The organism is Agrobacterium sp. 22-3639C2 (assembly GCF_053522105.1).
Window position 1 is genome coordinate 812542 of sequence record NZ_JBNWDB010000001.1, and the last position, 25619, is coordinate 838160.

Annotated in this window: 25 protein-coding genes; 9 read left to right on the top strand and 16 right to left on the bottom strand. The window is 58.9% G+C overall.

What is annotated here, in order from left to right:
• Positions 1–13 precede the first annotated feature (13 nt).
• Positions 14–1162 carry a hypothetical protein gene (locus tag ACQZ6D_RS04010; RefSeq protein ID WP_111782424.1) on the bottom strand — a complete coding sequence of 383 codons (1149 nt, stop codon included), beginning with the start codon at positions 1160–1162 and terminating at the stop codon, positions 14–16.
• 109 nt (positions 1163–1271) lie between these two features.
• Here ACQZ6D_RS04010 and ACQZ6D_RS04015 point away from each other — a divergent pair, with 109 nt between their 5' ends.
• The 3 genes from ACQZ6D_RS04015 to ACQZ6D_RS04025 all read left to right on the top strand — a co-directional run bounded on the left by ACQZ6D_RS04015 (position 1272) and on the right by ACQZ6D_RS04025 (position 3376).
• Positions 1272–1523 (top strand): hypothetical protein, encoded by a 252-nt coding sequence (locus tag ACQZ6D_RS04015; protein ID WP_013636391.1) that lies wholly within the window; start codon positions 1272–1274, stop codon positions 1521–1523.
• 170 nt (positions 1524–1693) lie between these two features.
• Complete coding sequence (gene grxD / locus ACQZ6D_RS04020) at positions 1694–2029, top strand: Grx4 family monothiol glutaredoxin (RefSeq protein ID WP_003516034.1); 336 nt, start codon at positions 1694–1696, stop codon at positions 2027–2029.
• Between the two features lie 138 nt (positions 2030–2167).
• Positions 2168–3376, top strand: a complete 1209-nt coding sequence (locus ACQZ6D_RS04025) for a multidrug effflux MFS transporter (protein WP_026331057.1) — start codon at positions 2168–2170, stop codon at positions 3374–3376.
• Positions 3377–3450: 74 nt separating this feature from the next.
• Here the strand turns inward: ACQZ6D_RS04025 and ACQZ6D_RS04030 are convergent, their stop codons facing one another.
• From ACQZ6D_RS04030 to rpsD, 5 genes are all read right to left on the bottom strand, one after another.
• Positions 3451–4275 carry an inositol monophosphatase family protein gene (locus tag ACQZ6D_RS04030; RefSeq protein WP_003516036.1) on the bottom strand — a complete coding sequence of 275 codons (825 nt, stop codon included), beginning with the start codon at positions 4273–4275 and terminating at the stop codon, positions 3451–3453.
• A 30-nt stretch (positions 4276–4305) separates the two neighbouring features.
• Positions 4306–5133 carry an inositol monophosphatase family protein gene (locus tag ACQZ6D_RS04035; RefSeq protein ID WP_003516037.1) on the bottom strand — a complete coding sequence of 276 codons (828 nt, stop codon included), beginning with the start codon at positions 5131–5133 and terminating at the stop codon, positions 4306–4308.
• A gap of 16 nt (positions 5134–5149) precedes the next feature.
• The gene (ttcA, locus tag ACQZ6D_RS04040; RefSeq protein WP_003516038.1) at positions 5150–6064 is read right to left on the bottom strand and encodes a tRNA 2-thiocytidine(32) synthetase TtcA; all 915 of its coding nucleotides are present in this window, start codon (positions 6062–6064) and stop codon (positions 5150–5152) included.
• A gap of 63 nt (positions 6065–6127) precedes the next feature.
• On the bottom strand, positions 6128–7057 hold the full coding sequence (locus ACQZ6D_RS04045) for a glutaminase (RefSeq protein ID WP_003495341.1): 930 nt from the start codon (positions 7055–7057) through the stop codon (positions 6128–6130).
• A 69-nt stretch (positions 7058–7126) separates the two neighbouring features.
• A complete protein-coding gene (gene rpsD, locus ACQZ6D_RS04050; RefSeq protein WP_003516040.1) occupies positions 7127–7744 on the bottom strand; it encodes a 30S ribosomal protein S4 in 618 nt (205 codons plus the stop codon).
• A 451-nt stretch (positions 7745–8195) separates the two neighbouring features.
• On the opposite strand from rpsD, the gene ACQZ6D_RS04055 reads away from it, so the two are divergent.
• The gene (locus ACQZ6D_RS04055) at positions 8196–9179 is read left to right on the top strand and encodes a TerC family protein (RefSeq protein ID WP_003516041.1); all 984 of its coding nucleotides are present in this window, start codon (positions 8196–8198) and stop codon (positions 9177–9179) included.
• A gap of 131 nt (positions 9180–9310) precedes the next feature.
• Entirely contained in the window at positions 9311–9829 is a 519-nt protein-coding gene (locus tag ACQZ6D_RS04060; RefSeq protein ID WP_065702412.1) for a hypothetical protein, read from the top strand.
• Positions 9830–9832: 3 nt separating this feature from the next.
• Here ACQZ6D_RS04060 and ACQZ6D_RS04065 read toward each other — a convergent pair whose 3' ends face one another.
• The 7 genes from ACQZ6D_RS04065 to ACQZ6D_RS04095 form a co-directional block, all read right to left on the bottom strand.
• A complete protein-coding gene (locus tag ACQZ6D_RS04065; RefSeq protein WP_065702411.1) occupies positions 9833–11350 on the bottom strand; it encodes a helicase HerA domain-containing protein in 1518 nt (505 codons plus the stop codon).
• A 126-nt stretch (positions 11351–11476) separates the two neighbouring features.
• The gene (locus ACQZ6D_RS04070; RefSeq protein ID WP_013636398.1) at positions 11477–12364 is read right to left on the bottom strand and encodes an O-acetylserine/cysteine exporter; all 888 of its coding nucleotides are present in this window, start codon (positions 12362–12364) and stop codon (positions 11477–11479) included.
• A gap of 37 nt (positions 12365–12401) precedes the next feature.
• The gene (locus ACQZ6D_RS04075; RefSeq protein ID WP_025593915.1) at positions 12402–13040 is read right to left on the bottom strand and encodes a LysE family translocator; all 639 of its coding nucleotides are present in this window, start codon (positions 13038–13040) and stop codon (positions 12402–12404) included.
• 445 nt (positions 13041–13485) lie between these two features.
• Complete coding sequence (locus tag ACQZ6D_RS04080; protein WP_013636401.1) at positions 13486–13725, bottom strand: DUF1127 domain-containing protein; 240 nt, start codon at positions 13723–13725, stop codon at positions 13486–13488.
• A gap of 380 nt (positions 13726–14105) precedes the next feature.
• A complete protein-coding gene (gene murI, locus ACQZ6D_RS04085; RefSeq protein ID WP_065702410.1) occupies positions 14106–14927 on the bottom strand; it encodes a glutamate racemase in 822 nt (273 codons plus the stop codon).
• Entirely contained in the window at positions 14911–15753 is an 843-nt protein-coding gene (locus ACQZ6D_RS04090) for an RNA methyltransferase (RefSeq protein ID WP_003516049.1), read from the bottom strand. The genes murI and ACQZ6D_RS04090 overlap by 17 nt, the downstream gene beginning before the upstream one ends.
• Before the next feature lie 175 nt (positions 15754–15928).
• Positions 15929–16459 carry a hypothetical protein gene (locus ACQZ6D_RS04095; RefSeq protein WP_003516050.1) on the bottom strand — a complete coding sequence of 177 codons (531 nt, stop codon included), beginning with the start codon at positions 16457–16459 and terminating at the stop codon, positions 15929–15931.
• A 216-nt stretch (positions 16460–16675) separates the two neighbouring features.
• Here ACQZ6D_RS04095 and ACQZ6D_RS04100 point away from each other — a divergent pair, with 216 nt between their 5' ends.
• Both ACQZ6D_RS04100 and ACQZ6D_RS04105 read left to right on the top strand, forming a co-directional pair.
• Positions 16676–17890: an NADP-dependent isocitrate dehydrogenase gene (locus tag ACQZ6D_RS04100; protein WP_003516051.1), complete on the top strand. Its 1215-nt coding sequence runs from the start codon at positions 16676–16678 to the stop codon at positions 17888–17890.
• Positions 17891–18225: 335 nt separating this feature from the next.
• Positions 18226–18852, top strand: a complete 627-nt coding sequence (locus ACQZ6D_RS04105; RefSeq protein WP_003516054.1) for a glutathione S-transferase family protein — start codon at positions 18226–18228, stop codon at positions 18850–18852.
• Positions 18853–18929: 77 nt separating this feature from the next.
• Here the strand turns inward: ACQZ6D_RS04105 and ACQZ6D_RS04110 are convergent, their stop codons facing one another.
• From ACQZ6D_RS04110 to recA, 3 genes are all read right to left on the bottom strand, one after another.
• Positions 18930–19313: a VOC family protein gene (locus tag ACQZ6D_RS04110; RefSeq protein WP_026331055.1), complete on the bottom strand. Its 384-nt coding sequence runs from the start codon at positions 19311–19313 to the stop codon at positions 18930–18932.
• A gap of 75 nt (positions 19314–19388) precedes the next feature.
• Complete coding sequence (gene alaS, locus ACQZ6D_RS04115; RefSeq protein ID WP_065702409.1) at positions 19389–22052, bottom strand: alanine--tRNA ligase; 2664 nt, start codon at positions 22050–22052, stop codon at positions 19389–19391.
• A 231-nt stretch (positions 22053–22283) separates the two neighbouring features.
• Positions 22284–23375: a recombinase RecA gene (gene recA, locus ACQZ6D_RS04120; protein ID WP_003516062.1), complete on the bottom strand. Its 1092-nt coding sequence runs from the start codon at positions 23373–23375 to the stop codon at positions 22284–22286.
• Between the two features lie 246 nt (positions 23376–23621).
• Between recA and ACQZ6D_RS04125 the strand changes: the two genes are divergently transcribed.
• A complete protein-coding gene (locus tag ACQZ6D_RS04125; RefSeq protein WP_065702408.1) occupies positions 23622–24563 on the top strand; it encodes a carbohydrate kinase family protein in 942 nt (313 codons plus the stop codon).
• Between the two features lie 31 nt (positions 24564–24594).
• Entirely contained in the window at positions 24595–25518 is a 924-nt protein-coding gene (locus ACQZ6D_RS04130; RefSeq protein WP_003516064.1) for a pseudouridine-5'-phosphate glycosidase, read from the top strand.
• Positions 25519–25619 lie beyond the last annotated feature (101 nt).

Genomic DNA, 25619 nt, shown 5'->3' on the forward strand with positions numbered 1-25619 from the left:
TGGCGCGTGCCGCTTACAAAACAGGTGGCTGCTGCGATTCCAGATCGGCAAAGGAGGCAGCCGGCAACGGCCCAGCCGTCAGCAGGGTAAAATCGTAACCGGACTTGCGGTCCGGCCCCAGAACATATTGCCGGTGCATGCGCAGGAAGTTGCGCTTGTTCTTTTTGTAGCGGTCGGGTGAAAGCGAGTGCTTGAAACGGATCGGCACGATCTTCGGCTGCGGCGCATCCTTGTGCCCGGTCAGCGCCACGGTGTTGCAGCGGTAGAGGTGGATCGGATCCGTCAGGCACTGGATATCGAACCATGTCACTTCAGGGTGACGCGCAATCACGCCGACGCTCTGGCGAAGCCTGTCCGCACTCGACAGCAGCGCGCATTGCAGCGCAGCGCCACCGAGCGTCGCAAAGGAAAGCTTCCGGCCATCCAGCGCATCTGGCCGCAGTTCCAGCACACGGCCTATCACGGCGAGCGCCAGGCTGGCGCCCATGCTATGCGACACGACCAGAACCTCCTCAGACGGCTGCTCCAGCGCCTTGAGAACGAGGGCTGCCTTCTCTTCGATCCAGTTGCGGGCAATCGGCTCATCGCGCCCGACGGCCAGCGCAAAGCGCCAATCGGCATAAAGATGCAACGTATGAAACCGCTCGGCGAAAGGCAGAAACGCCTTCACGAAGAACAAGGCCGCAGCGGGAAGACTGATCGCAAGCAACCAGAGCGGCAAACCGAACAGCCATGGCGAGAGCGCGATCCCCGCCGCAAGCGCACCCCCCACCAGCATCAGCAGAAACGGGAAAATGAAGAACAGGCCGAAACGCCAGGCATGACGGAGGTAACGCCCTGCACCACCTTCCGCGACGATACCGGCCGCAGCCGCAAAGCCTAGTGCGATCTGCCGCCAGAGTGGCGCATCCCGCAGGCGCGATATCACAGCATTGTGGTCGTAGACGAAGATGGTGGAACGCGTCCGCCAGTCGCCGGCCGAGGCCTCCACCGAGAATGTTTCGCCAGCCGGCGAGTTCTCCAGCGCACCCACGGCATAATTGACATCCCACGTCTTGCCAGCAAGCGCTGCCGCCCGCTGATAGCGCAGATGATGCGCAGCCGCATCGAGCGGATCGAAGCCCGGGAAATAAAGAACAAGTCGTGACTTGACGGTCGGCATGCATAAACCCTCGGGCTGGAGACACCCGAAAGGATCGCTTGATACAGTGGGCGATGCACGTATAGTAAAAAACGCGACGGAAATATGATTTATTTGTTGCGAGGGAATTTTGTCTGGGATCGTCGATCAATTGCTAAACGGCGTCGTCAAAGGCGCTCTGTCCGAAGTCCTCGCCAAGACAGGCCTTCGCAAAACCCGCCGCATCCGCCGCCGGACCAAAAGTAACACGTCCCTCGCAGGCGGCATCGTCGGCTCCGTGCTGGAAGCGGCAATCAAAGCAGCCGTCAAACCCAAGCCGGCCAAAAAACAGGTGAGCAAAAGACGCACCGCCGCCGCGCGCAGCAGACAGCGGCTTCGATGATGCATCACCTCAGCGTGCTTCCCACCTGGTAGCCAAGGTTTCGGCCGTCACTTTGCGACTACACAGCAGCGTATTTTTTACGCTTCCCGGGTGGAAATCGCGCCGCGACATGTTATTTAGGGACAAAGTCAAAGCAGCGGCCTTGAACCGCATGTGAAAGGAATAGGCCTATGAGCGGCATTCACGATATGATCGACAGTGAAGTGAAGAGCAACGACATCGTTCTTTTCATGAAGGGCACCCCGCAATTCCCGCAGTGCGGTTTTTCCGGTCAGGTCGTACAGATTCTCGACTATCTTGGCGTCGACTACAAGGGCGTCAATGTGCTCGCCGATGCCGACATCCGTCAGGGCATCAAGGATTATTCCAACTGGCCGACCATCCCGCAGCTCTACGTCAAGGGCGAATTCGTCGGCGGCTGTGACATCGTAAGAGAGATGTTCCAGTCCGGTGAACTTCAAAATCACTTCCAAGAACAGGGTATCAGCGTCCGCGGCGCGGCCTGATTTCGGCCGGTTCATCCGGCCCACCCTGATTGTCAGAAAACTTATGCCAGGCGTTGCTTCATGCAACGCCTTTGCCGTTCTTTTTGGGGCAATCCTGTGACAGAACTTTCACAATCCACCACTTCGCGCGCCGTTTCGATGGGGCGCACGGAATTCATCGCGCTTGCCGCGATGCTGATGGCGCTGAATGCGCTTGCCATCGACATCATGCTTCCCGGCCTTCAGGAAATCGGCGCGTCACTTGGCGTCGTGAATGAAAACCACCGTCAATACGTCATTTCCAGCTATCTTCTAGGCTTCGGCATTGCCCAGCTTCTGTACGGACCGATCTCGGACCGTTTCGGGCGCCGCAAGCCGATGCTCGTCGGGCTGGCAATCTACATCGTCTCGGCCATTGCCGTCGTCTTCGTACCGTCATTCACTGGCCTGCTGGTTCTGCGCTTCATTCAGGGCATCGGCTCTGCGGCGACGCGCGTCATCACCATTTCGATCGTGCGCGACATCTATGGCGGACGTCAGATGGCGGAAGTCATGTCGCTGATCATGATGGTATTCATGGTCGTTCCGGTCATCGCACCCGGCACTGGCCAGATCGTGCTGTTTTTCGGTGACTGGCACCTTATCTTCGCCTTCATGGCCGGAATTGCCGCCGTCGTGACCGCCTGGATGTATTTCCGCCTGCCGGAAACCCTGCATGCCGATGACGTCAGGCCTTTCACGGTTCGTTCGATCCTCGGTGGCTTCAAGATCGTGCTCACCAACCGTATTGCGCTCTGTTACACGCTCTCCAGCACATTCATCTTCGGTGCGCTGTTCGGCTTCATCAATTCCGCCGAACAGGTCTATAAGGGCATCTACGGCCTGGGCGCATGGTTTGCGGCCGCTTTTGCGGGCGTCGCCCTGTTCATGGCCTTCTCGTCCTTCATCAATGCAAGGCTTGTCGGCAGGTTTGGCATGCGCAAGCTGTCGCACGGGTCGCTGCTCGGCTTCATCGCCATCACCTTCGTGTGGCTGGTGGTACAGATGGTCGGGCCGGAACCGATGCCCTTTGCGATCTTCATCGTGTTCTTCGCGCTTGCCATGTTCCAGTTCGGCTGGATCGGCTCGAACTTCAACTCGCTCGCCATGGAGCCGCTCGGCCATGTCGCCGGCACGGCCTCGTCCGTTATTGGCTTCATGGGAACCGTCGGCGGTTCGCTGATCGGTGCCGTTATCGGTCAGGCTTTTGATGGCACGGCGCTGCCAATGGTAGCCGGCTTCTTCGCCGTCTCCATTATAGGCCTCGTCTTCGTGCTTATCGGAGAAAAGGGCGTACTGTTTCAGGCCCACAACAAGCCGACGCACTAAGGGCGGACAGACAAATAAAAAGGGCGCGGAACTCGGTTCCGCGCCCTTTTTTGTTGATCAAAGCCGAACTTCACTCAAACCGTGAAAATCTTCTCGCGCAGCAATTCCCATGTCTCCTGATCAGGAGCAAGCAGCAGGCCACCTTCAAGGTGGCGCGGCAGGTAAGGCGAGCCGTCAAAACGGGCGGCGTAGGCGCCCGCTTCCTGCGAAAGCAGGGTGCCAGCGAGATGATCCCAGGGCATAAGCTTGTTGTACATCAGGAAATGCATGTGGCCGCCGCAGAACACGCGGTATTCATGCGCAGCACAACGGTAGCTGGTGAAGAGCCGCACATCCGCGAGGTTCATGAGAATCTTGCGGCGGGTCTCCACGTCAAAATAACCGGTGTTGGCGATGCCGACCATCTGCGACAGTGCCGGTGCGGGCACGACGGACATCTGCGTCTGCGAACCATCGGCGGCACAAAGCCATGCGCCGGAACCCTTTTCGGCAATCGCCCAGTCATTGCCCATCGGATCGAAAATGAGACCGGCAACGGTCTCGCCCTTGGAGATGACGCTCATCATCACGCCAAACAGCGGCAGGCCCGACGCGAAGTTGTAGGTGCCATCGATCGGATCGACCACCACGGCAAGATCCGCATCCGCAAGCTTGCCAAGCAGCGAGGCATCCGCCGCAACGGCCTCTTCACCGATGAACAGCGCCTGCGGCATGATTTCCTGCACGCGGGCGCGGATCAGCCGCTCAGCAGCCTCGTCAGCCTCGGTTACGAGGTCTATCGCCTCGCTCTTTATCCTGACGTCGCCCTCACCCAGATTACGGAACCTCGGCAGGATTTCCACTGCCGCCGCCTCCTGAAGCGCATTGGCGAGAGAGGCGATGTCGAGTTCGATAGCCATGGGCGGTATCCTTCTATTTAAGCATCAATATTATAAGGCCACGATTTCCCGGCGCAGCATCTTCCAGCTTTCCTTGTCGGGTGCCGACAGGATGCCGCCTGTCGTCTGTCCTGGCCGGTAGGGCGTATTGTCGAAACGGGCCGTGTAGCCGCCCGCTTCCTGATGAATGAGAACGCCGGCGAGATGATCCCAGGGCATCAGCTTTTCGTGGCCGATGAAGTGCAGCTTGCCAGTCGAGGCAAGCCAATATTCATGAGCCGAGCAATTGATTGAAAGCGCCATCTTGATCTTGGCCATATTGGCGGCGATCACCGGGCGGCGATCTTCATGGCTGTGACCCCAGGAAAATATGCCGACCATTTCGGACAATGGCAGGGGATCGGCAACCTTGAGCCTTGCCTGTGAGCCGTCCTTGCGGTGGAGATAAGCGCCCTCGCCTTTGAGAGCAAGGATGGTATCACCCATGACAGGATCGTGGATGATGCCTGCGACCGTCTCACCCTTGACGGTGACGGCGAGCAGCGTGCCGAAAGCTGGAAAACCGGAAGCATAGTTGAAAGTGCCGTCGATTGGATCGATCACGAAGGCAAATGGTGCATCGGCAAGGGCAGGAATAACGGATTGATCCGCGTCATAGGCCTCTTCGCCGACAATATGGGCCTTCGGAAACCGTTGCAGAAGAGCGGCGGTTATCGCCTTTTCCGTCAGAATATCCGCCTCGGTGACGAGATCGACCGCAGAGGTCTTTTCGGAAATCGCGCCTGCGTCGAGATTGCGGAAGCGGGGCATGATTTCCTGGCGGCCGGCAGCGGCAACGGTGGAAATCAGAAAGTCGATATCTTTATCGGAAAGGGTCATCGCTAAGGGCACTTCTTCATAAGGGAGGGCTGGCCTCCGTACGCTCTTCAGGTGACGCGCCGGTGACAGAGAGCGCCGAGAAATCAAAAAGCTTCGGGTCGAGCAGATGCGATGGATTGACATGGGCAAGCGCCCGCAGCATCACGTCCTTGCGGCCCGGCATACGCCTTTCGATGTCAGCCAGCATCTCCTTCATGGCATTGCGCTGAAGCCCGTCCTGCGAGCCGCAGAGGTCACAGGGAATGATCGGGAATTCCATCGCCGCCGCGAATTTCGCCATATCCTCTTCGGCGCAATAGGCAAGCGGACGCAGCACCATCAGGTCGCCCTCGTCGTTCATCAGCTTTGCCGGCATGCCAGCCAGACGGCCGCCATGGAAGAAGTTCATGAAGAAGGTCTCGAGAATATCCTCGCGGTGATGGCCGAGCACGAGCGCGTCGCAGCCCTCTTCCCGCGCAATACGGTAGAGATTGCCGCGCCGCAGCCGCGAACAGAGCGAACAATAGGTTCCACCCGCCGGCACCTTTTCCTTCACAACGGAATAAGTGTCGCGATATTCGATGCGATGTGCGACGCCGATCTTCGCCAGATATTCCGGCAGGACGTGCTTGGGGAAATTCGGCTGGCCCTGATCCAGATTGCAGGCAATGAGTTCCACGGGCAAAAGGCCGCGCCACTTCAGATCAAGCAGCAGCGCCAGAAGGCCGTAGCTGTCCTTGCCGCCGGAAAGGCCTACCAGCCAACGCTTCTGGCCGTTCAGCATGCCAAAATCCCCGAAGGCCTGACGTACATTGCGCAACAGCCGCTTGCGCAGCTTGTTGAAGGAGACAGAACGGGGTGCCGCGTCGAACAGCGGATGCGAAGCGCCATTTTCTCCGGCCAGGTCCTGATCGGCCTCGACCTCATCTGCGATGCTGGTGACAATGTTCATGATTAGCCCGCTCTGGCATTCAGCCATTTTCAATGCTGGAAATGCCCGCATCCGCCCGCAATATCAAGCCCCGAATACCGACCAGCCGGTTTTCGTCGCCAGCATTTCCAGCGCATGCGACCCAAGCGCCGAATTCCCGACCTTGTTCAGACCCGGCGACCAGACCGCAATCGACGCCTTGCCCGGCGCCACTGCCATGATGCCGCCGCCCACGCCGCTCTTGCCCGGCAGGCCGACATGATAGGCGAAATCGCCCGATCCGTCATAATGGCCGCAGGTCAGCATCAGCGCATTGATGCGCCGCGCGCGTCGGTCTGACACAACCGTATGACCACTCAGCGGATTGCGGCCGCGATTGGCAAGGAAAAGACCGGCCCGTGAAAGCTGCGCGCAGGTCATGGACAGCGCGCACTGATGAAAATAGACGCCCAGCGTATATTCAACAGGGTGATGCAGATTGCCGAAGGACCGCATGAAATTGGCAAGTGCGAAATTGCGGAAACCCGTCGCCTGCTCGGATTTCGCCACGGTGTCATCAATGCTGATCGTGTCATCATCAGCGAGATAACGGACGAAACGCAGAAGCTCGCCAATCGCCTCGCGCGGCTGGTGGCCGGAAAGAACGATATCCGTCACCACGATGGCACCGGCATTGACGAAGGGATTGCGCGGGATGCCGTGCTCGTGCTCCAGCTGGACGATAGAGTTGAAGGACGACCCCGACGGCTCACGCCCCACCCGGTTCCATACCGTCTCGCCCGCCTTGCCGAGCGCCAGCGTCAGCATGAAGACCTTGGAGATGCTCTGGATCGAAAACGGCGTGAGCGCATTGCCAGCCGTATAGGTGGTTCCGTCGACAGTGGTGATGGCGATACCGAACTGGTTCGGATCGACCTTGGCGAGTTCCGGAATGTAATCCGCAACCTTGCCCTCGCCCAGGCGCGGCACCATGCTGTCGTAAATGGAATCGACGATCGCCTGAATGTCCTGCATGCAAAGCCTTCCCCAGCAAACAAAAAAGCCGCCCCGAGGGGCGGCTTTCTCAATACTGAAACGCGCCGATTAACGCGAGTAGAATTCGACGACCAGATGCGGTTCCATGACGACCGGGTACGGAACGTCAGACAGAGCCGGGATGCGAGCATAGGTCGCAACCATCTTGTTGTGATCGACTTCGATGTAATCAGGAACGTCGCGTTCTGCGAGCTGAACAGCTTCGAGAACGGTCACCAGCTGCTTGGACTTCTGGCGAACTTCGATAACGTCGCCCGGCTTGCAACGGTAAGAACCGATGTTGACGCGAACGCCGTTAACCGTGACGTGGCCATGGTTGATGAACTGACGCGATGCGAAAACGGTCGGAACGAACTTGGCGCGGTAGACGATGGCGTCCAGACGCGACTCGAGCAGGCCGATCAGGTTCTCGGAGGTATCGCCCTTGCGACGGTTTGCTTCGTCGTAGGTGGCGCGGAACTGCTTTTCGCGCAGTTCGCCGTAGTAGCCCTTGAGCTTCTGCTTGGCGCGCAGCTGCGTGCCGAAGTCGCTCATCTTGCCCTTGCGGCGCTGACCGTGCTGGCCCGGGCCGTATTCGCGGCGGTTTACCGGGGACTTCGGACGGCCCCAGATGTTTTCGCCCATACGGCGGTCAATTTTATACTTAGCCGATTCGCGCTTGCTCATCGTATTTCCTTCTCAATAGGTTATGCCGGTTTGTTGCCAAACCGGTTTGAGGAAACACGCCCTCCTCTGAAGCCCGTTTCAGGACCTCTGACAGGTTTCTCACATGCGAATGGAGAGACCACGGGACATGTCGGTGATGTTGACCGCCGAACGTCAGCTTATAAACTGCAAGGCAGTCAACGAAACACACCGGACATGACTGCCCGGCGTTGGGGCGGCTTCTAAACACGTTTTACAAATTTGTCAAACAAAGCCCGCCGCTTTTTTCTCGAACTAGCCCTTGAAAAGCTGGAAGGCCCACCCACTTCTAAGCCGTAATCAGGACTCGGGCCCCTCTGGCGTGTTACCGGACAACACGCGATGTCGAGTCTCTTGAAGGTTGGGGCCCATGTTTATTCCTGATACGCGTCCCCATCCGCAAAGCCAACCTCGTCCGGCTAAAGGTTGACTGATGGAGTTCCTCCTCAACGATTTTCTCGGTACCCCCACATGGATGTGGGCGGTCTTCATTTCTCTCGTCCTTGGCCTCTTGGCGCTCGATCTCGGCGTGCTGCACAAGAATTCCAAGGAAATCGGCATCCGTGAAAGCTTGCTGATGTCCGGCTTTTATATCGCCATCGGCTTGGCCTTCGGCGGATGGATCTGGTACCAGTCCGGTGAACAGTCAGCGATGGAATATGTCACCGGCTTCGTGGTCGAAAAAAGCCTCGCCATGGACAATATCTTCATCATCGCGATGATCTTCTCCTATTTCGCGATTCCCCGCCAATATCAGCACCGCGTGCTGCTATGGGGCATCCTCGGCGTGATCGTTCTGCGCGGCATCATGATTGCCGGCGGCGCCGCAATTGTCGAAAACTTCCACTGGGTGCTTTATCTCTTTGCGGCCTTCCTCGTCTTCACGGGCCTCAAGATGCTGTTTTCATCCGACCATGACGAGAACGACATCGGCAATAACCGCATCCTGAAATTCCTGCGCAGCCGCCTTCCGGTAACGGAGAAGCTGCATGGCGAGAAATTCTTCGTCAAGGAGACCGATGCTGCCACAGGCAAGCTGAAGACCTTTGTGACGCCGCTGTTTCTGGCGCTCATCATGGTCGAAATCGCCGACCTTATCTTCGCGGTCGATTCGATCCCGGCGATCTTCGCGATCACCACCGATCCGTTTATCGTCTATACCTCTAACATCTTCGCAATCCTCGGCCTGCGCGCCCTCTATTTCGCACTTGCCGCCCTAATCCACCGCTTTGCCTATCTGAAATATGCGCTGGCTGCAGTTCTGGTCTTCGTCGGCTCGAAGATTTTCGTCGCGGATATGCTCGGCATCGCCAAGATCCCGCCCGCCGTCTCGCTCGGCGTCACCGTCGCCATCCTCGCAACAGGCATCATCGGTTCGCTGATTGCAACGCGCAAGGAAACAAAGGCTATCGAGTAATGATGAGCAAGGAGGAGGCGATTACGCCTCCTCCTTCTTTTTTGATGATGAAATATATAATCTGTATTATTGTTAGCTAGAGCGAAATCTATTTTCTCAATATTAAAACAAACGTCCAATTCATCGCAAAAATGACTTTTGAAACCGTTGATCAGGCAATCTCAGAAAAGAAACTTTGGCGAGCGAAGGAAATCCTTCAGGGCAGGCTCAGCCATCCTGACGTCGATCTGGCACTCTTTCAAAAATACGGTGAAGTGCTGCTTGAGATGAACGATCTCATTGAAGCGGGACGGATGTTGTTCTGCTCAGGCGCACGCGACGAGCGTTTCAGGGAAGCGATCACTATATTCCTGTCAAGAAGCAACAGGCATGAACCGCAACGCTTTCTGGCGCAATTGCCTTCTTCCATTAGACGACAACGGCATCTTGCTGAATTTATCGCTTCGCCGGAATTCGAACGTGACGGATGGACAGCGACCCAGCTCTCCCGGCTCGCTCCCTTGCAAACACATGTCAGCACCCGCCCCTATCAACGGCCGCATCGATTGACCTCGGCACTGTTTATAGCCGTTATTGTTTGCGTACTGGCTCTGAGCCTCAGTGGTCTCTACACGACGATCAGTTTCGCAGTGCGGACTTTGACTGAATAGCGATTACTCCGCCGCCAGCCTCGCATCATCCTCAGCCGCATCCGCATCGCCGGGTGCGGTCTTCGCGTCAAGATCGGGGAACGCCACGATACGCTTGCCGGAGAAATCGGCGTGTACCACCACAAGCTCCTTCTCCTCGAAATAACCGAGAAGACGGCGCGCACGGCGGGCGGAATGGGTACCGTAAGCGCGGGCAATACGGGCGTCGGATGGGCAAGGCTCCTCATTGAGCGCCGCCTTGACCAACAGCAGGAAAACCCCCTGCAGATCGTCGGAGACCGACATCGACAATTCCAGCGCCTTCTCCCAACCTTCGCTGGCCGCCATTGCCGTATCCACGCCGGAGCGGGCAATCGCCACCTGCCGGCGGAAATCCGCCAGCGTCATCGGCGTGCCGGGAATACGGCGCATGCGGGCGCGCACCAGAAAATCCTGGTACAGCACGGCGTCGGTTCGATAGGCCGATTGCGGATCGTCGAGAATTTCGACCAGCACTGCCGCGATCTTCTCTTCGCGCTCCTCCGGCGTCAGCTCCGGCTGACCTGCACGCGGCGACTGCTCCGGTGAAGGACCGGCGGCGGCGGGGGTGGAGCGGGAGAGTTCAGCGAGAATATCGGTTGTCGGGCGCGGCGCTGGCGGCGTGCGGCGCGTGGCGGGTCGCGTGAACTCTTCCGGGTCCGGCGTGAAGATCAGATCCTCCACATCCTGCGGTGCATCCGGCAGCGGCATGAGTTTCGGCGAGGAAGACCGCGCCGAGGTTTCCACCGCACCGATGACAATGGGCAACGGGCGGCGCGACAGCGCCGGTCCAAGCGCCACGAAATTGCCGCGCTGCAGATCGCGGAACATTTCCGCCTGCCGCCGGTCCATGCCGAGCAGATCGGCAGCGCGCGCCATATCGATATCGAGAAAGGTGCGGCCCATCAGAAAGTTCGAGGCTTCCGCCGCTACGTTCTTGGCAAGCTTGGCAAGGCGCTGCGTGGCGATGACGCCCGCAAGCCCGCGTTTACGCCCACGGCACATCAGATTGGTCATGGCGCCCAGCGACGCCTTGCGCGCATCCTCGGTCACCTCGCCGCCGACGGAGGGCGCAAACATCTGCGCCTCATCCACAACGACAAGCACGGGATACCAGAATTCGCGATCCGCATCGAACAGGCCGTTGAGGAAAGCGGCAGCGGCCCGCATTTGCTGTTCGATATCAAGACCTTCAAGCGTCAGCACGCAGGAAACGCGGTGCTGGCGGATGCGGTTGGCAATGCCCGCAAGCTCGGCTTCCGTGCGCTCTCCATCCACCACCACATGGCCGAACTTGTCGGACAGCGTGACGAAATCACCCTCGGGATCGATAATGACCTGCTGCACCCATTGCGCCGATTGCTCCAGGAGCCGGCGCAGAAGGTGTGACTTGCCGGACCCGGAATTGCCCTGCACCAGCAAACGCGTTGCAAGCAATTCCTCAATATCGAGCTTGGCCTGCTGCCCGCCCGATAGGGTTCCCATGTCGATGCCGACCTGCAATGTTCCGTTCCTCGTGCTGCATGTCATCCGGCCGATTCCCGTAACGGCGGCCGAACATGCTCTTTACCAAAAAATCACCAATTGCGTCTGCCCCGTGCCGATAATGCACAGGCAATTGCGCCACATCTATGCGGCCCCGGACGAGACGCGCGAAAATGATAGCCGCCTGCCGAACACATTCAGCATCAGCCCGATGATGACCAATGCGGCACCGACCACTTCGAAGACGGTAATATGCTCCGCAAAAGCGAGATAGGCGCTGACGAAACCGACAATCGGCACCAGCAGCGAAAACGGTGCCACCGTTCCGGCCGGGTAACGCAGAAGCAGGTAACTCCAGATACCCGCGCCGACGATGGTCGCACCATAGGCCATGTAGATCACCACGAGAGCCATCGTAGGCGTCGCATTGTGCAGCCCTTCCGCAATCGCATCAGGTCCCTCCACCACCAGCGAAAGCAGCACCAACGGCAGAACGGGTACAAGGCTCGTCCATGCGACAAAGGAGACCGCATTCACCTGGCCGATGCGGCGATTGACGATGTTGCCGCAGGCCCAGGCAATGGCCGAGCCGACGCCCATCAGCAGCGGTATCAACGCTGCAGCCGTCATGCGCTCCACGCCGATGACCGCCAGCCCGCCAAAGGCAACGATTGCGCCGACGATCTGTGACGGCAACGGCCGCTCGCCGAGAAACACCACGGCCAGCGCCAGCGTGAAGAAGGCCTGCGACTGCATGACGAGCGAAGCAAGCCCAGCCGGCAGGCCGAGCTTGATGGCCGGGTAAAGCAGGCCGAATTGCACGAAACCCATCGCCATGCCGTAAACGATCATATGCCGCCACGGCACATTGGGTTTGGGAAGGAAGAACACCAACGGCACGGCTGCAAACAGATAGCGCACCCCCGTCAGAAACAGAGGCGGCATGTCGGCGACGCCGATCTTGATGGCAACGAAGTTGAAGCCCCACAAAAACACGGTGATCAGGGCAAGAAGAATATGCGGCAACGCCATTTTGTTATGTCCGAATTTCAGGCGATCGACGGGCGTTTTACGCCGAAACCGCCCTCTTCCAGCCAAATGTAATGAGACCGGCGCCGATCAGGAGACCGCCGCCCGTGCGGTTGACGATGCGCTGAACCTTGGGTTTGCGGATCGTATTGCGGGCGGCACTTGCCAGAAGTCCATAAAGGGCCGCATTGCAGCTGGCAAGCACAAGGAATGTCGCTTCGAAAATCAGCACCTGCGGCCAGAAAGGCAGCGTCGGCACCAGAAACTGCGGCAGGAAGGCGACGAAGAAGACAATGCTCTTGGGGTTCAGCGCCGTAACGACATAGGCATGCAGGAAGATTTTGAGCGGCCTTTCACGGCCGGTTACGCCTGCGGCTTCACCACCTTCAACGCCAACCGGCGAACGCCACAGCTTGATGCCGAGATAGATGAGGTAAGCCGCGCCTATCCATTTCAGACCGGTAAAAAGGGCCGCCGATGTGGCAAGCAGCGCGCCGAGCCCCAGCATGGAGGCCGTCATCGCAGTGAAATCACCAAGCGCCACACCCGTCACCGTCGCGGTGCTCGCCTTGCGTCCATGCCCCAGAGCATAAGAAATCACCAGCAGGATCGTCGGCCCCGGAATGGCAAGCATGATGGCGGATGCGGCCACGAAGGCCAGCCAGTTCTCCAGTGGCATGATGCAATTTCCCCCGTTCGGTCTTTGGAGCAAGCCACCAAAAGCGCCCGGTATCAAGCCAGATTTTCGGGGACTATGCCGCTTTGTCATCCAGCGGACGACAGGCTGCTGCCGCAGCTTCATCGCCTGTGCAAGATCGTAATTTGACGGCACGGCAAGCCATGCCGCGCCGCGCTGCCCCCTGCCCGCTCCAGCCGCAGGGCAAGATCAGGGGTAACGCCCGCCTGGACGTTCCCGAGAATAGTGCAACGCGCTATATGCCAGGCCTTTCCGCAGCTTCCGTTACGGAAAACTGAAGTGCGGCAATGAACTCCTCGCAGACGCGCCGTGGGTGGACGACGGGTCGAGTCCCGCATGACGGAGGCGCGCATTTCGAACATCATTAGAAGTGTGAAACGGACGACGGAGCCTCCCCGGCATTTTCTCGCCGGAGAGACTGTCGCCATCAAAACCGCGGCGCCCAGTAAGGAGGCGCCCACTCCCGCCGCATTTTGCGGTCGGACGGCTCCAGGCCGATATCATCCAGAAGACGCTCCGGCAGATCGGAAAGATCGGTCGGCGGCGGGCGCGGCACCATTGCCGCGACGAGAACCGCTTTCAGGGTTTTCCAGACGCCGAATGTGACGAACAGGCGGTCGACCGCATCCGGCAGCGCATATGCTACCAATGGTTGATTTTTCTGCATGGGAAATCCGTCCCGGCGCGGCGAAGCAGCCAGGTCCTTTATCGATGATAAAACGACATGCAGGAACGGCGGGCGCAACACGCGGTAGCGCGGACGCACAATTCAGCTGTCAGACGAAGTGAAGATGCCAAACGGCAGGGAAATCAGGCAGGAAGCCTTATCGGAGGTCGATGCCTCGGGACATGTAACCGCCGACGACCATGCCGGAAAAGCCAGACATGCCGGTAAGGCGCATATTCATATAGTCAGTCATTCCACGCCTCCTTTTTATAGCGGTTACAGACAAGATGTATCTTACACGAGATGCCGGACGCGACAAGAGGTCGCAATCTCGAATTGCAAAAGTCCGGCAGAATAGATGCAAAAATGCAACAAGCCGTTCAGCTCAGCGAGACGCTGAGGCCAAAACCCTGCATCAGCCGCCGTGTGGCGAAATCCGGCTTGCCGGAAGTGAAGACGGCGAAATCGAAACCATCTGGATGCTCCGCATCCTGCGGCAGTGGCACCAGGTGGCGCGCGCGACGGGCAATCGCTTCCGCCGGATCGAGCCAGTCCACCGGCCATGGCGCCAGCCGGCGAAACACATTGGCCATGAAGGGATAATGAGTGCAGGCGAGAACAACGATATCGGTGCGCTTGCCGTCGTTATCGATGAAGCAGGGCTCGATTTCCGCCAGCACGGCTTCATCGGAGATCGGTTCGCCCCTGATCCAGCTTTCGGCCATACGCGCCAGATTTTCCGACCCCACGAGGCGAACATGGCATTGCGTGGCGAATGACTGGATGAGATCGCGCGTATAGGCGCGCTTGACGGTGCCGGGTGTTGCCAGCACGGAAACGAGACCGGAACGGGTACGTTCGGCCGCAGGTTTGATAGCTGGAACGGTGCCGACGAAAGTCATATCAGGGAAGCGCGCCCGAAGGTCGGCGCCTGCCAGTGTGAAGGCGGTGTTGCAGGCAATGATGCAGACTTCAGGGCTATAGTCTTCAAGCAGCTTTTCGAAGAGCGAAAGAATGCGCGCTTTCAGCGCCTCCTCTTCCCAGCCGCCATAGGGGAAACCGGCGTCGTCGGCCACATAGATGAAACCGCGCTCGGGCATCAGCACGCGCGCCTCGCGCAGTACCGTCAGCCCGCCAATGCCGGAATCGAATACCAGCACCGGTTTGAGAACATCGGCCAGAGCCTCAGTCGTCTTCAGCATTCTCCCCAGCCCTCTCCGACAATGGTCCCTCCGCCGTTCCGGCCCGGCCTGCCTGCTTAGGCCACTGCCGGGGAAAACGATCGAGTGACCTGATCACGCCACGGAAAACACTGATTTCCTGCTCGGAAAAGCCGCGTCTCGACAGCACCGCACGCAGATTGTCCACCATTTTCGGCTTTTTTTCGGGCGGATGAAAATATCCGCGCGCATCGAGCGCCTCCTCAATGTGTTCGAACAGGCCGAAGACCTGTTCCTTGGTCGAGGGCCGCTGCTCGATGGGCTGGAAAAGCGTCTCGTCCAGATCGTCCATGCCGGATTTCATCCACTCATAGGACATCAAAAGCACGGCCTGCGCGATGTTGAGCGAGGCAAAGGCGGGGTTGACCGGAAATGTCACGATCTCATCGGCCAGCGCCACTTCTTCATTGGTAAGGCCCCAGCGCTCACGCCCGAACAGGATGCCGGTTCTTTCACCCGCCTTGAACTTCGCGCGCAGCGTGCCGGCTGCGGTGACGGGGGCACGAACCGGTTTGAAACCGTAACGCTCCCGCGCGGTCGTGGCATAGACGAAATTGAGATCCTTGATCGCCTCTTCCAGCGTCTCGAACACCTTCGTCCCGTCGATGACATGATCGGCCTTGGAAGCGGCGGCGCGCGCCTTCTCGTTCGGCCAGCCGTCACGCGGCTTGACGAGGCGAAGTTCGGCAAGACCGAAATTGGCCATTGCCCGTGCCACCATGCCGATATTTTCGCCGAGCTGCGGTTCGACCAGAATGATCGCCGGGCCTTCCGCCACAAGTTCAAGCTCGCTGTTTGTGCCTGCCATCGTCGTTTTCCAGTTTCTGAAGCGCCGCATCGATTTTTCAGGCCGATGCGCTTTATGGTTTTCGCGCATTTCCAGACTGAAAACCGGTCGCCGCTTTTCCTGAAAATGCTCTAAATCGCGCTTCACTGGCACAGATCGGCGCCAAAATCAAAGCCGGGGCAGGCAGAACGCCCTGTTATTCGCCCTTGATGATCGCCGCCATCTCTGCGCGCAGCGAATCCCTGCCCTCGTCTCCAACCCGGTGAATGTCGCTGATGACAGGCTGGCCGTTTTCCTCGATGACATCGAAATGCACCTCGTCGACCGTTGCCTTCATCTCTGCCTCATCCATGCAGGCCCAGAGCTTGAACTTCGCCGTCACGTCAGTCACGCCGTCCTTCACCTCACCGGGCGTTACCGAAACATCCACCAGCGGACAGCCATCCTGCGAGTTGGTCACCACATCGTAGCCGAAGGGATCGCCGGTCTCGCCGCTTTCCGCCTCGTAGGCCGGCTTCTTGGAAGCTTCGCGGTATTGGGCAACGAAGTCCTTGCTGAACAGGCTGGTCAGCATGTCCTCGTCGAAGATGTATTTCCAGTTTTCCGCATCGCCGGACCAGTTCTTGACGGTAATGTCCATCACCTTCTGGACGGGATCGGCGGGGCCGGCCGCAAGGGCGCTGTGGGAAAAGAGGACGGCGGCAGTCAGAAGCAGAATATTCCGCATGATGTGATCCCGGAGGTAGGCCCGACGCGCGGGCGAAGCGATTCGCCTGACTGTATTCCGGCAATATGGTTTGGCAATGCGCAAAGCGTTATTGCACCGCGCCAAAAAAGCGCCCCCCATGGCTTTGCCTCAGGCGCGCGCGATGCTATAGCCGCACCGGATATTTTTCCGAATACCGGCGTCACCAGGCGCCACAGCTTCGAAGGTGAGGAATTCATGGCAAAGATCAAGGTAGCCAATCCAGTCGTCGATCTCGACGGCGACGAAATGACCCGTATCATCTGGCAGCTCATCAAGGACAAGCTGATCCTGCCATACCTCGATCTCGACATCGAATATTATGACCTCTCGGTCGAAAACCGCGATGCTACCAACGACCAGGTAACCGTCGATGCGGCACATGCCATCAAGAAGCACGGCGTCGGCATCAAGTGCGCGACGATCACGCCGGATGAGCAGCGCGTCGAGGAATTCGGCCTGAAGCAGATGTGGAAGAGCCCGAACGGCACGATCCGCAACATTCTGGGCGGCGTCATCTTCCGCGAGCCGATCATTTGCAAGAACGTTCCCCGCCTCGTTCCCGGCTGGACGAAGCCGATCGTCGTCGGCCGCCACGCCTTCGGCGACCAGTACAAGGCAACCGATTTCAAGTTCCCCGGCAAGGGCAAGCTGACGATCAAGTTCGTCGGTGAAGACGGTCAGGTCATTGAAAAGGACGTCTTCGACGCTCCGAGCGCTGGCGTTGCACTCGCAATGTACAACCTTGACGAATCCATCCGCGAATTCGCCCGCGCATCCATGATGTACGGCCTGATGCGCAAGTGGCCGGTTTACCTGTCCACCAAGAACACCATCCTGAAGGCCTATGACGGCCGCTTCAAGGACATCTTCGAAGAAGTCTACCAGACCGAGTTCAAGGCGAAGTTCGATGAAATCGGCATCATCTATGAACACCGCCTGATCGACGACATGGTCGCCTCCGCTCTGAAGTGGTCCGGCGGTTACGTCTGGGCCTGCAAGAACTACGATGGCGACGTGCAGTCTGATACGGTTGCCCAGGGCTTCGGTTCGCTCGGCCTGATGACCTCCGTTCTCCTGTCGCCGGACGGCCGCACGGTTGAAGCTGAAGCGGCACACGGCACGGTCACGCGCCACTACCGCCAGCACCAGAAGGGTCAGGAAACTTCGACCAACTCGATCGCTTCGATCTTCGCCTGGACCCGTGGCCTCGCCCACCGCGCCAAGCTGGACGACAATGCAGAACTCGCAAAGTTCGCAGCAACGCTCGAAACCGTCTGCGTCGACACCGTCGAAAGCGGCTTCATGACCAAGGACCTCGCGCTCCTCATCGGTCCGGACCAGCCCTGGCTCTCCACCACCGCCTTCCTCGACAAGATCGATGAAAACCTCAAGACGGCGATGGCGGCTTAAAAGAACGGGGCACTGCCCGTTTGAAATATCGACAAAAGGAAACCCGGCCGCAACGCCGGGTTTCTTTTTTTGTTCACAGTATCTTGCTTAGATGTTGCACTAGGCGCAGACTTCGATTCCACAGCGTGCCGCAGTCAGAAAAATAAAAATATATAGCTGAAACAGCATAAAACGACACATAACTTGTCCGGCACAGTCAAAAATTCATGTGGTTACCAGCGCGATCCTTCGGGAAAACAGATAATGCTGTGGACTATAAAAACGCACCGTGTCAGCGCGAACTGCGCGCGGGTTTTCAATGATGCTTTTGCAATTTTGCTTGGGGAGGCAAAGCAATGAGTGAATTGATCTTCTACACCAATCCCATGTCGCGCGGACGCATTGCGCGATGGATGCTCGAGGAAGTGGGCGTTCCCTACAAGACAGAGATACTGGGCTTCTCGACGTCGATGAAATCGCCGGCCTATCGGCTGATCAATCCGATGGCCAAGGTGCCCGCCATCAAACACGGCGACACCATTGTCACCGAAGCGGCAGCGATCTGCGCCTATCTGGCGGATGCCTTTCCGGGCGCCAACCTTGCGCCGACGCCGAAAGCGCGCGGACTTTATTACCGCTGGATGTTTTTTGCTGCCGGTCCGTTGGAAATGACAACCAGCATGAAGGCGATGGGTTTCGAGGTGCCGCAGGAAAAGCTGCGTATGGCTGGCTGCGGCAGCTATGCGGATGCGATCAACACGCTCGAACGTGCCGTCAGCGAAAACCGCTTCATTGCCGGCGATCACTTCACTGCGGCGGATGTCTATGTAGGTGCCCATGTCGGCTGGGGCCTGCAGTTCGGCACAATCGAAAAACGTCCGGCCTTCACGGACTATATGGCGCATCTGACCGACCGCCCCGCCTTCAAGCGGGCCACCCAGCTTGACGAAGCGGCAGCGAAGGATATGCAGGCGGCGGGTTGAGGAAACTGACAGGCATTTCGCCTGAAAGCGGAGCACCAGCGCTCGCAAGGGTTACAAAACGGATTTTGGAAGCGGGCTTATTCGTTGGACTGGGCGAGTGGTTCGCCGATCTCGACTGCATGCCCGTCCGGATCATAAAAACGGAACACTCTCTGTCCCCATGCCTGCCGTTCAACGGGATGGATCAACTCCACATGCGGCGCAATATTCCGAAATGCCGCATCGACATCCTCATGTTCGAAATAGAGCAGCAGATTCCGTCTGCCGTAAGGTTTGTCCGTGTCCGGCGATGTCCGCCAGACCGTCTGTTCGAGCGAACGCCCCTCATGGATTGCAAAGCCGCTTTCAAAGAGGACGAAATTTCCGAAATCGTCCAAAACCTTCAGGCCGAGCCGGTCACGATAAAACTCCCTGGAGCGGTTGATATCGCACACGAAAGGGATGGGATTTACAAAGCGCATCACGTTCCTTTCGGATTTCAACATCCAGAATCAAAAAGGCGGGGTAGAACCCCGCCTTTTTTCAATTCATCCAGATCAGGCCGCCAGGGCCGCTGCCACCGCGTTGATGGCGTCCTGTGCCTTGGCGCCATCGGGGCCGCCGGCCTGCGCCATATCCGGGCGTCCACCGCCGCCCTTGCCGCCGAGGGCCGCAGAGGCCGTGCGGACGATATCGACGGCGCTGAAACGGCCAGTCAGATCCTCGGTCACGGCAGCAACAGCACTTGCCTTGCCGTCTGCGGACACGGCGATCAGCAGCACGACGCCGGAGCCGATATTTGCCTTGGCTTCATCTGCAAGACCCTTGAGGTCCTTGGCATCGATGCCGGACAGGGATTTTGCGAGGAAATTGACGCCCGCAACCTGCTGTACGTCGTTTGCGCCGGCATCCGACGAGCCGCCGCCCATTGCGAGTTTCTTGCGGGCATCCGCAAGCTCGCGCTCCAGCTTCTTGCGCTCGTCGAGAAGTCCCTCGACACGCGACAGTACATCGCCCGGCTGAACCTTCAGCGACGAGGCCAGTGCCTTTACGCGCTCATCCTGCTCGGAGAGATAGGCAAGCGCGCCCTGACCCGTTACGGCCTCAAGACGGCGCACGCCCGCACCGACAGCACTTTCGCCGAGAATGCGGATAAGGCCGATCTGGCCGGTTGCGGCAACATGGGTGCCGCCGCAAAGCTCGACCGAGTACGGACGGTTGGCCTTCGCACCGTGAACACCGGTGCCCATGGAGACAACGCGGACTTCATCGCCGTATTTTTCGCCAAACAGTGCCATAGCACCCTCGGCGATGGCGTCGTCAACGCTCATCAGACGCGTCACGACAGGCGAGTTCTGCAAGACGATCTCGTTTGCCATTTCCTCGACGACCTTCAGCTCCTCGGCCGACATCGGCTTCGGATGCGAAACGTCGAAGCGCAGACGCTCGGGTGCGACCAGCGAACCCTTCTGAGCAACGTGCGTGCCAAGAACCTCGCGCAGCGCCTCATGCAGCAGGTGGGTGGCGGAGTGGTTGGCGCGCAGACGCGAGCGGCGGTCGTGATCGACCGTCAGCTGCACGGCGTCATCGAGCTTCAATCCACCCTTGGACACCGTGCCGGAATGCACGAAAAGGCCCTCGCCCTTCTTCTGGGTTTCTGAAACGGTAAAGGTGCCGTTATCGCCTGAGATTACGCCGGTATCGCCCATCTGACCGCCGGACTCGCCATAAAATGGCGTCTGGTTGACGACGATCTGCACCGTCTCGCCCTCGGCAGCACTATCCACCGACTTGCCGTCCTTGACGATCGCCTGAATGACGCCTTCGGCTGTTTCAGTGTCGTAACCAAGGAATTCGGTCGCGCCGAGCTTTTCCTTCAGTTCGAACCACACCGTTTCGGTCGCCTTGTCGCCAGAACCAGCCCAGTGCGAGCGTGCTTCCGCCTTCTGGCGCTGCATGGCATCGGTGAAGCCGGAAATATCGACGCCGATTTCGCGGGCGCGCAGCGCATCCTGCGTCAGATCGAGCGGAAAGCCATAGGTATCGTAAAGCTTGAAGGCGGTTTCGCCGTCCAGCATGTCGCCCTTGTGCAGGGTCGAGGTCGCGTCAGACAGCAGCGACAGGCCGCGTTCCAGCGTCTTGCGGAAACGGGTTTCCTCAAGCTTCAGCGTCTCGGAGATCAGCGCCTCGGCGCGAACCAGTTCCGGATAGGCGCGGCCCATCTGCTGTATCAGCGCCGGCAGCAGCTTGTAGATCAGCGGCTCGCGCGAACCGAGAAGCTCGGCATGGCGCATGGCGCGGCGCATGATGCGGCGCAGAACGTAACCACGGCCCTCATTTGACGGCAGGACGCCATCGGCGATCAGGAAAGCGGAGGAGCGCAGATGATCGGCAATGACGCGGTGGCTGGCGCGCTTCTCGCCCTCTGCCGGAACGCCGGTCGCTTCGACGGAGGCCGAAATCAGCGCCCGGAACAGATCGGTGTCGTAATTGTCGTGTTTGCCCTGCAACAACGCCGAAATGCGCTCGAGACCCATGCCGGTGTCGATAGACGGGCGCGGCAGATCGATGCGCTCTTCCTTCGTCAGCTGCTCATATTGCATGAAGACGAGGTTCCAGATTTCGATGAAACGGTCGCCATCCTCTTCCGGTGAACCGGGCGGTCCGCCCCAGATATGATCGCCGTGGTCATAGAAGATTTCCGAGCAGGGACCGCACGGACCGGTATCGCCCATGGCCCAGAAATTATCGCTGGTCGGAATACGGATGATGCGATCGTCAGAGAAACCGGCGATCTTCTTCCAGAGATTAAAAGCCTCGTCGTCGGTGTGATAGACCGTGACCAGCAGACGGTTGCGATCGATGCCGAATTCCTTGGTGATCAGGTTCCAGGCATGGGTAATCGCCTCTTCCTTGAAATAGTCGCCAAAGGAGAAATTGCCGAGCATTTCGAAGAACGTATGGTGACGCGCCGTATAACCGACATTGTCGAGGTCGTTATGCTTGCCACCGGCGCGCACACATTTCTGCGCGGAAGCGGCCGTGGAATAAGGACGGCTTTCGAGACCGGTGAAGACGTTCTTGAACTGCACCATGCCGGCATTGGTGAACATCAGCGTCGGATCGTTGCGCGGCACCAGCGGACTGGAGGGCACAATCTCGTGTCCGTTCTTCTTGAAGTAGTCGAGAAAGGTCGACCGAATTTCATTCACACCGCTCATGCCCACACACCGCTCACAGCTGGAGTCCATCACCGCCATCCCGAATGATGGCTATCTTGCAAAATCAAAGGCTTTTATCGTCCGCATCCTGCCCTGTCCAGCCATGGAGGCGCACCAAGGCGTCTAGGCAAAGAAAAAGGGCCACGCGAGGAAAATCGCACGACCCTTTTGATCCATACCGGCTCACGCCGGCAAAGCCACCGGGCGCGAACGCCCGGACCTTCGAATGCATCAGCCCTCGTCGGGACCGTCGTCGCTTTCGCCGGCTTCCGGGCCGCCATTCTGCAGGAACCGATCGGCGATCAGACCGGCGTTCTGGCGCAGCGCCAGTTCGATCTCGCTTGCCATTTCCGGATTGTCGCGCAGGAAGGTCTTGGCATTTTCACGCCCCTGCCCCAAACGCTGGCTGTTATAGGAGAACCATGCACCGGATTTCTCGACGATACCGGCTTTCACGCCGAGATCGACAAGCTCGCCGGTCTTGGAAACACCTTCGCCATACATGATGTCGAATTCCACCTGCTTGAAAGGCGGTGCCATCTTGTTCTTGACGACCTTGACGCGGGTCTGGTTGCCGACAACCTCTTCACGCTCCTTGACGGCGCCGATACGGCGAATGTCGAGACGCACCGAGGCGTAGAATTTAAGCGCATTACCACCCGTCGTCGTTTCCGGCGAACCGAACATGACGCCGATCTTCATGCGGATCTGGTTGATGAAGATCACCATGCACTTCGACTTGGAGATCGAGGCGGTCAGCTTGCGCAGCGCCTGGCTCATCAGACGTGCCTGAAGGCCCGGCAGGCTGTCGCCCATCTCACCTTCGATTTCGGCACGCGGCGTCAGCGCCGCAACCGAGTCCACCACCAGAATGTCGACGGCACCGGAGCGCACCAGCGTATCGGTGATTTCAAGCGCCTGCTCGCCCGTATCCGGCTGCGAGATCAGAAGGTTCTGCAAATCCACACCGAGCTTGCGGGCATAGACCGGATCGAGCGCGTGTTCTGCATCCACGAAGGCGCAGATGCCGCCCTTTTTCTGGGCTTCCGCGATCGTCTGCAACGCAAGCGTCGTCTTACCGGAGCTTTCCGGGCCGTAAATCTCAACGATACGCCCCTTCGGCAGACCGCCGATACCGAGCGCTATATCCAGGCTGAGAGAACCCGTCGAAATGGTCTCTACTTCAACCACGTTTTCATTGGAACCGAGCTTCATGATCGATCCCTTGCCGAACGACCGTTCGATCTGGGAGAGCGCCGCTTCCAGTGCCTTGCTTTTATCCACCGATTTATCCTCTACGAGACGCAAAGAATTTTGTGCCATCCGATCCACCTTTAGGTTATTGAAGCCGCACAGGCAATGAAGCAGTATGGAAATAGGATGTACTCTATTTGTTCTCATATCGCAAGGCGCAGCCAGCATATTGAAAACAAATAGCGATAAGTGGTTTGTTCTGCTTTCGTTTTTCCGTGTCCGGCCTATCGCTGCGGACCGGATGTGAAGGGGAACAAACAAAAGATTGGGGCGAATCGTCCACCTTTTCCATCCGCGAAAGAGGGAAACACAAGCGTGAAGAAAATACTCGTTCTGGGCGGCGCGCATATAGACAGGCGCGGCATGATCGAGACTGAAACGGCGCCCGGCGCCAGCAATCCTGGCTCATGGATGGAAGAGGCTGGCGGCGGCGGTTTCAATGCGGCGCGCAATCTTTCCCGGCTCGGTTTTGCCGTCCGTATCATCGCGCCGCGCGGCGGTGACGTGACCGGCGAAGCGGTGGCCGAGGCAGCAAGGCAGGCGGGCGTGGAAGATACGCCCTTCGTTTTCCTCGATCGCCGCACGCCAAGCTACACCGCCATTCTGGAGCGCGACGGCAATCTTGTCATCGCACTCGCGGATATGGACCTTTACAAGCTGTTTTCGCCGCGCCGCCTCAAAGTTCGCGCGGTGCGTGACGCGATTACCGCGAGCGACCTTCTGCTTTGCGATGCCAATCTGCCGGAGGATACGTTGAAGGCGCTCGGTCTCATTGCCCGCGCCTGCCAAAAGCCGCTTGCGGCCATCGCCATTTCGCCCGCCAAGGCGGTGAAGCTGAAGGACATGCTCGCCGATATCGACATTCTCTTCATGAACGAGGCAGAGGCGCGCGCGCTGACAGGACAGACGGCAGACAATGTTCGCGACTGGCCGGGCATTCTCCGCAGGGCAGGCCTTGCCGGCGGCGTCATCACCCGTGGCGCAAGCGAAGTGGTAGCCTTCAACGCGACGCAAACCGCAAGCCTCCACCCACCCATCATCCGCGAGGTGAAAGACGTAACCGGGGCCGGAGACGCCATGGCGTCAGGTTATCTCGCGGCGATTGCGGAGGGCAAAACCATCACTGAGGCCCTGCGACTGGGTGCCGCTGCGGCCGCCATCACCGTGCAATCGCCTTTCGCCACCGCCCAAGACCTGTCAAAAGACAGTGTCGAGACCATGTTGGGGCTTGTCCCCAAGGCCGAAATGCTGGCATGAACCCGTTTTCTTATAGTCTGGAACAAACAGAATGACCCGCCCCATCTCCCCGCTCCTGCCCATCGTCTATTCGCAAGAGGTTGCCGCTGCCAAACAGCGCGGCGCGCCGATCGTCGCGCTGGAATCGACCATCATCACCCACGGCATGCCCTATCCCGGCAATATCGAGATGGCTGAAGGCGTCGAACAGATCATCCGCGATCAGGGAGCCGTTCCGGCAACCATCGCCGTCATTCACGGCACGCTGCATATCGGCCTCGAGAAGGAGCAGCTCGAAGCGCTCGCCCAGACCACCGACGCCATGAAGGTCTCGCGCGCAGATATTGCCTTTGCGATTGCCGAGCGCCGCACCGGTGCCACGACAGTGGCAGCCACCATGATTGCCGCTGCCCGCGCCGGCATCCGCGTTTTCGCCACCGGCGGCATCGGCGGTGTGCACAAGGGCGCGGAGGAGACCTTCGATATTTCGGCCGATCTGACCGAGCTTGCCAAAACCGGCGTGATCGTCGTCTGCGCCGGCGCCAAGGCCATTCTTGACATCCCAAAGACGCTGGAAGTTCTCGAAACCAACGGCGTGCCTGTCGTGACTTTCGGTTCGGAAGAGTTCCCGGCTTTCTGGTCGCGTTCTTCGGGCCTTCCCAGCCCGCTGTCGCTCAACAGCCCTGCAGCCATCGCCAATTTTCAGACGACCCGCGAACAGCTCGGCATCGATGGCGGTATGCTGATTGCCAATCCCGTGCCGGAAGAGGACGAAATTCCGCGCGAGGAGATGGAAATCTACATCAATCGCGCCATTTCCCACGCCGAGCGCGAGGACATCACCGGCAAGGCCGTCACGCCCTTCCTGCTCGGCGATATCTTCCGCCTGACCGACGGCCGCAGCCTCGCGACCAATATCGCGCTGGTACGCAACAATGCCCAGCTCGCAGCAGAGATTGCTGTGGCGCTTAACTAAGCGTTAGAGGCTGGATTATCCTCAAATTTGAGGATGATGGCAGGGTGAGAAGCATCCCAGTCATGCCGGATTTGATCACGCCGGACCCCGCATCTGGTCCG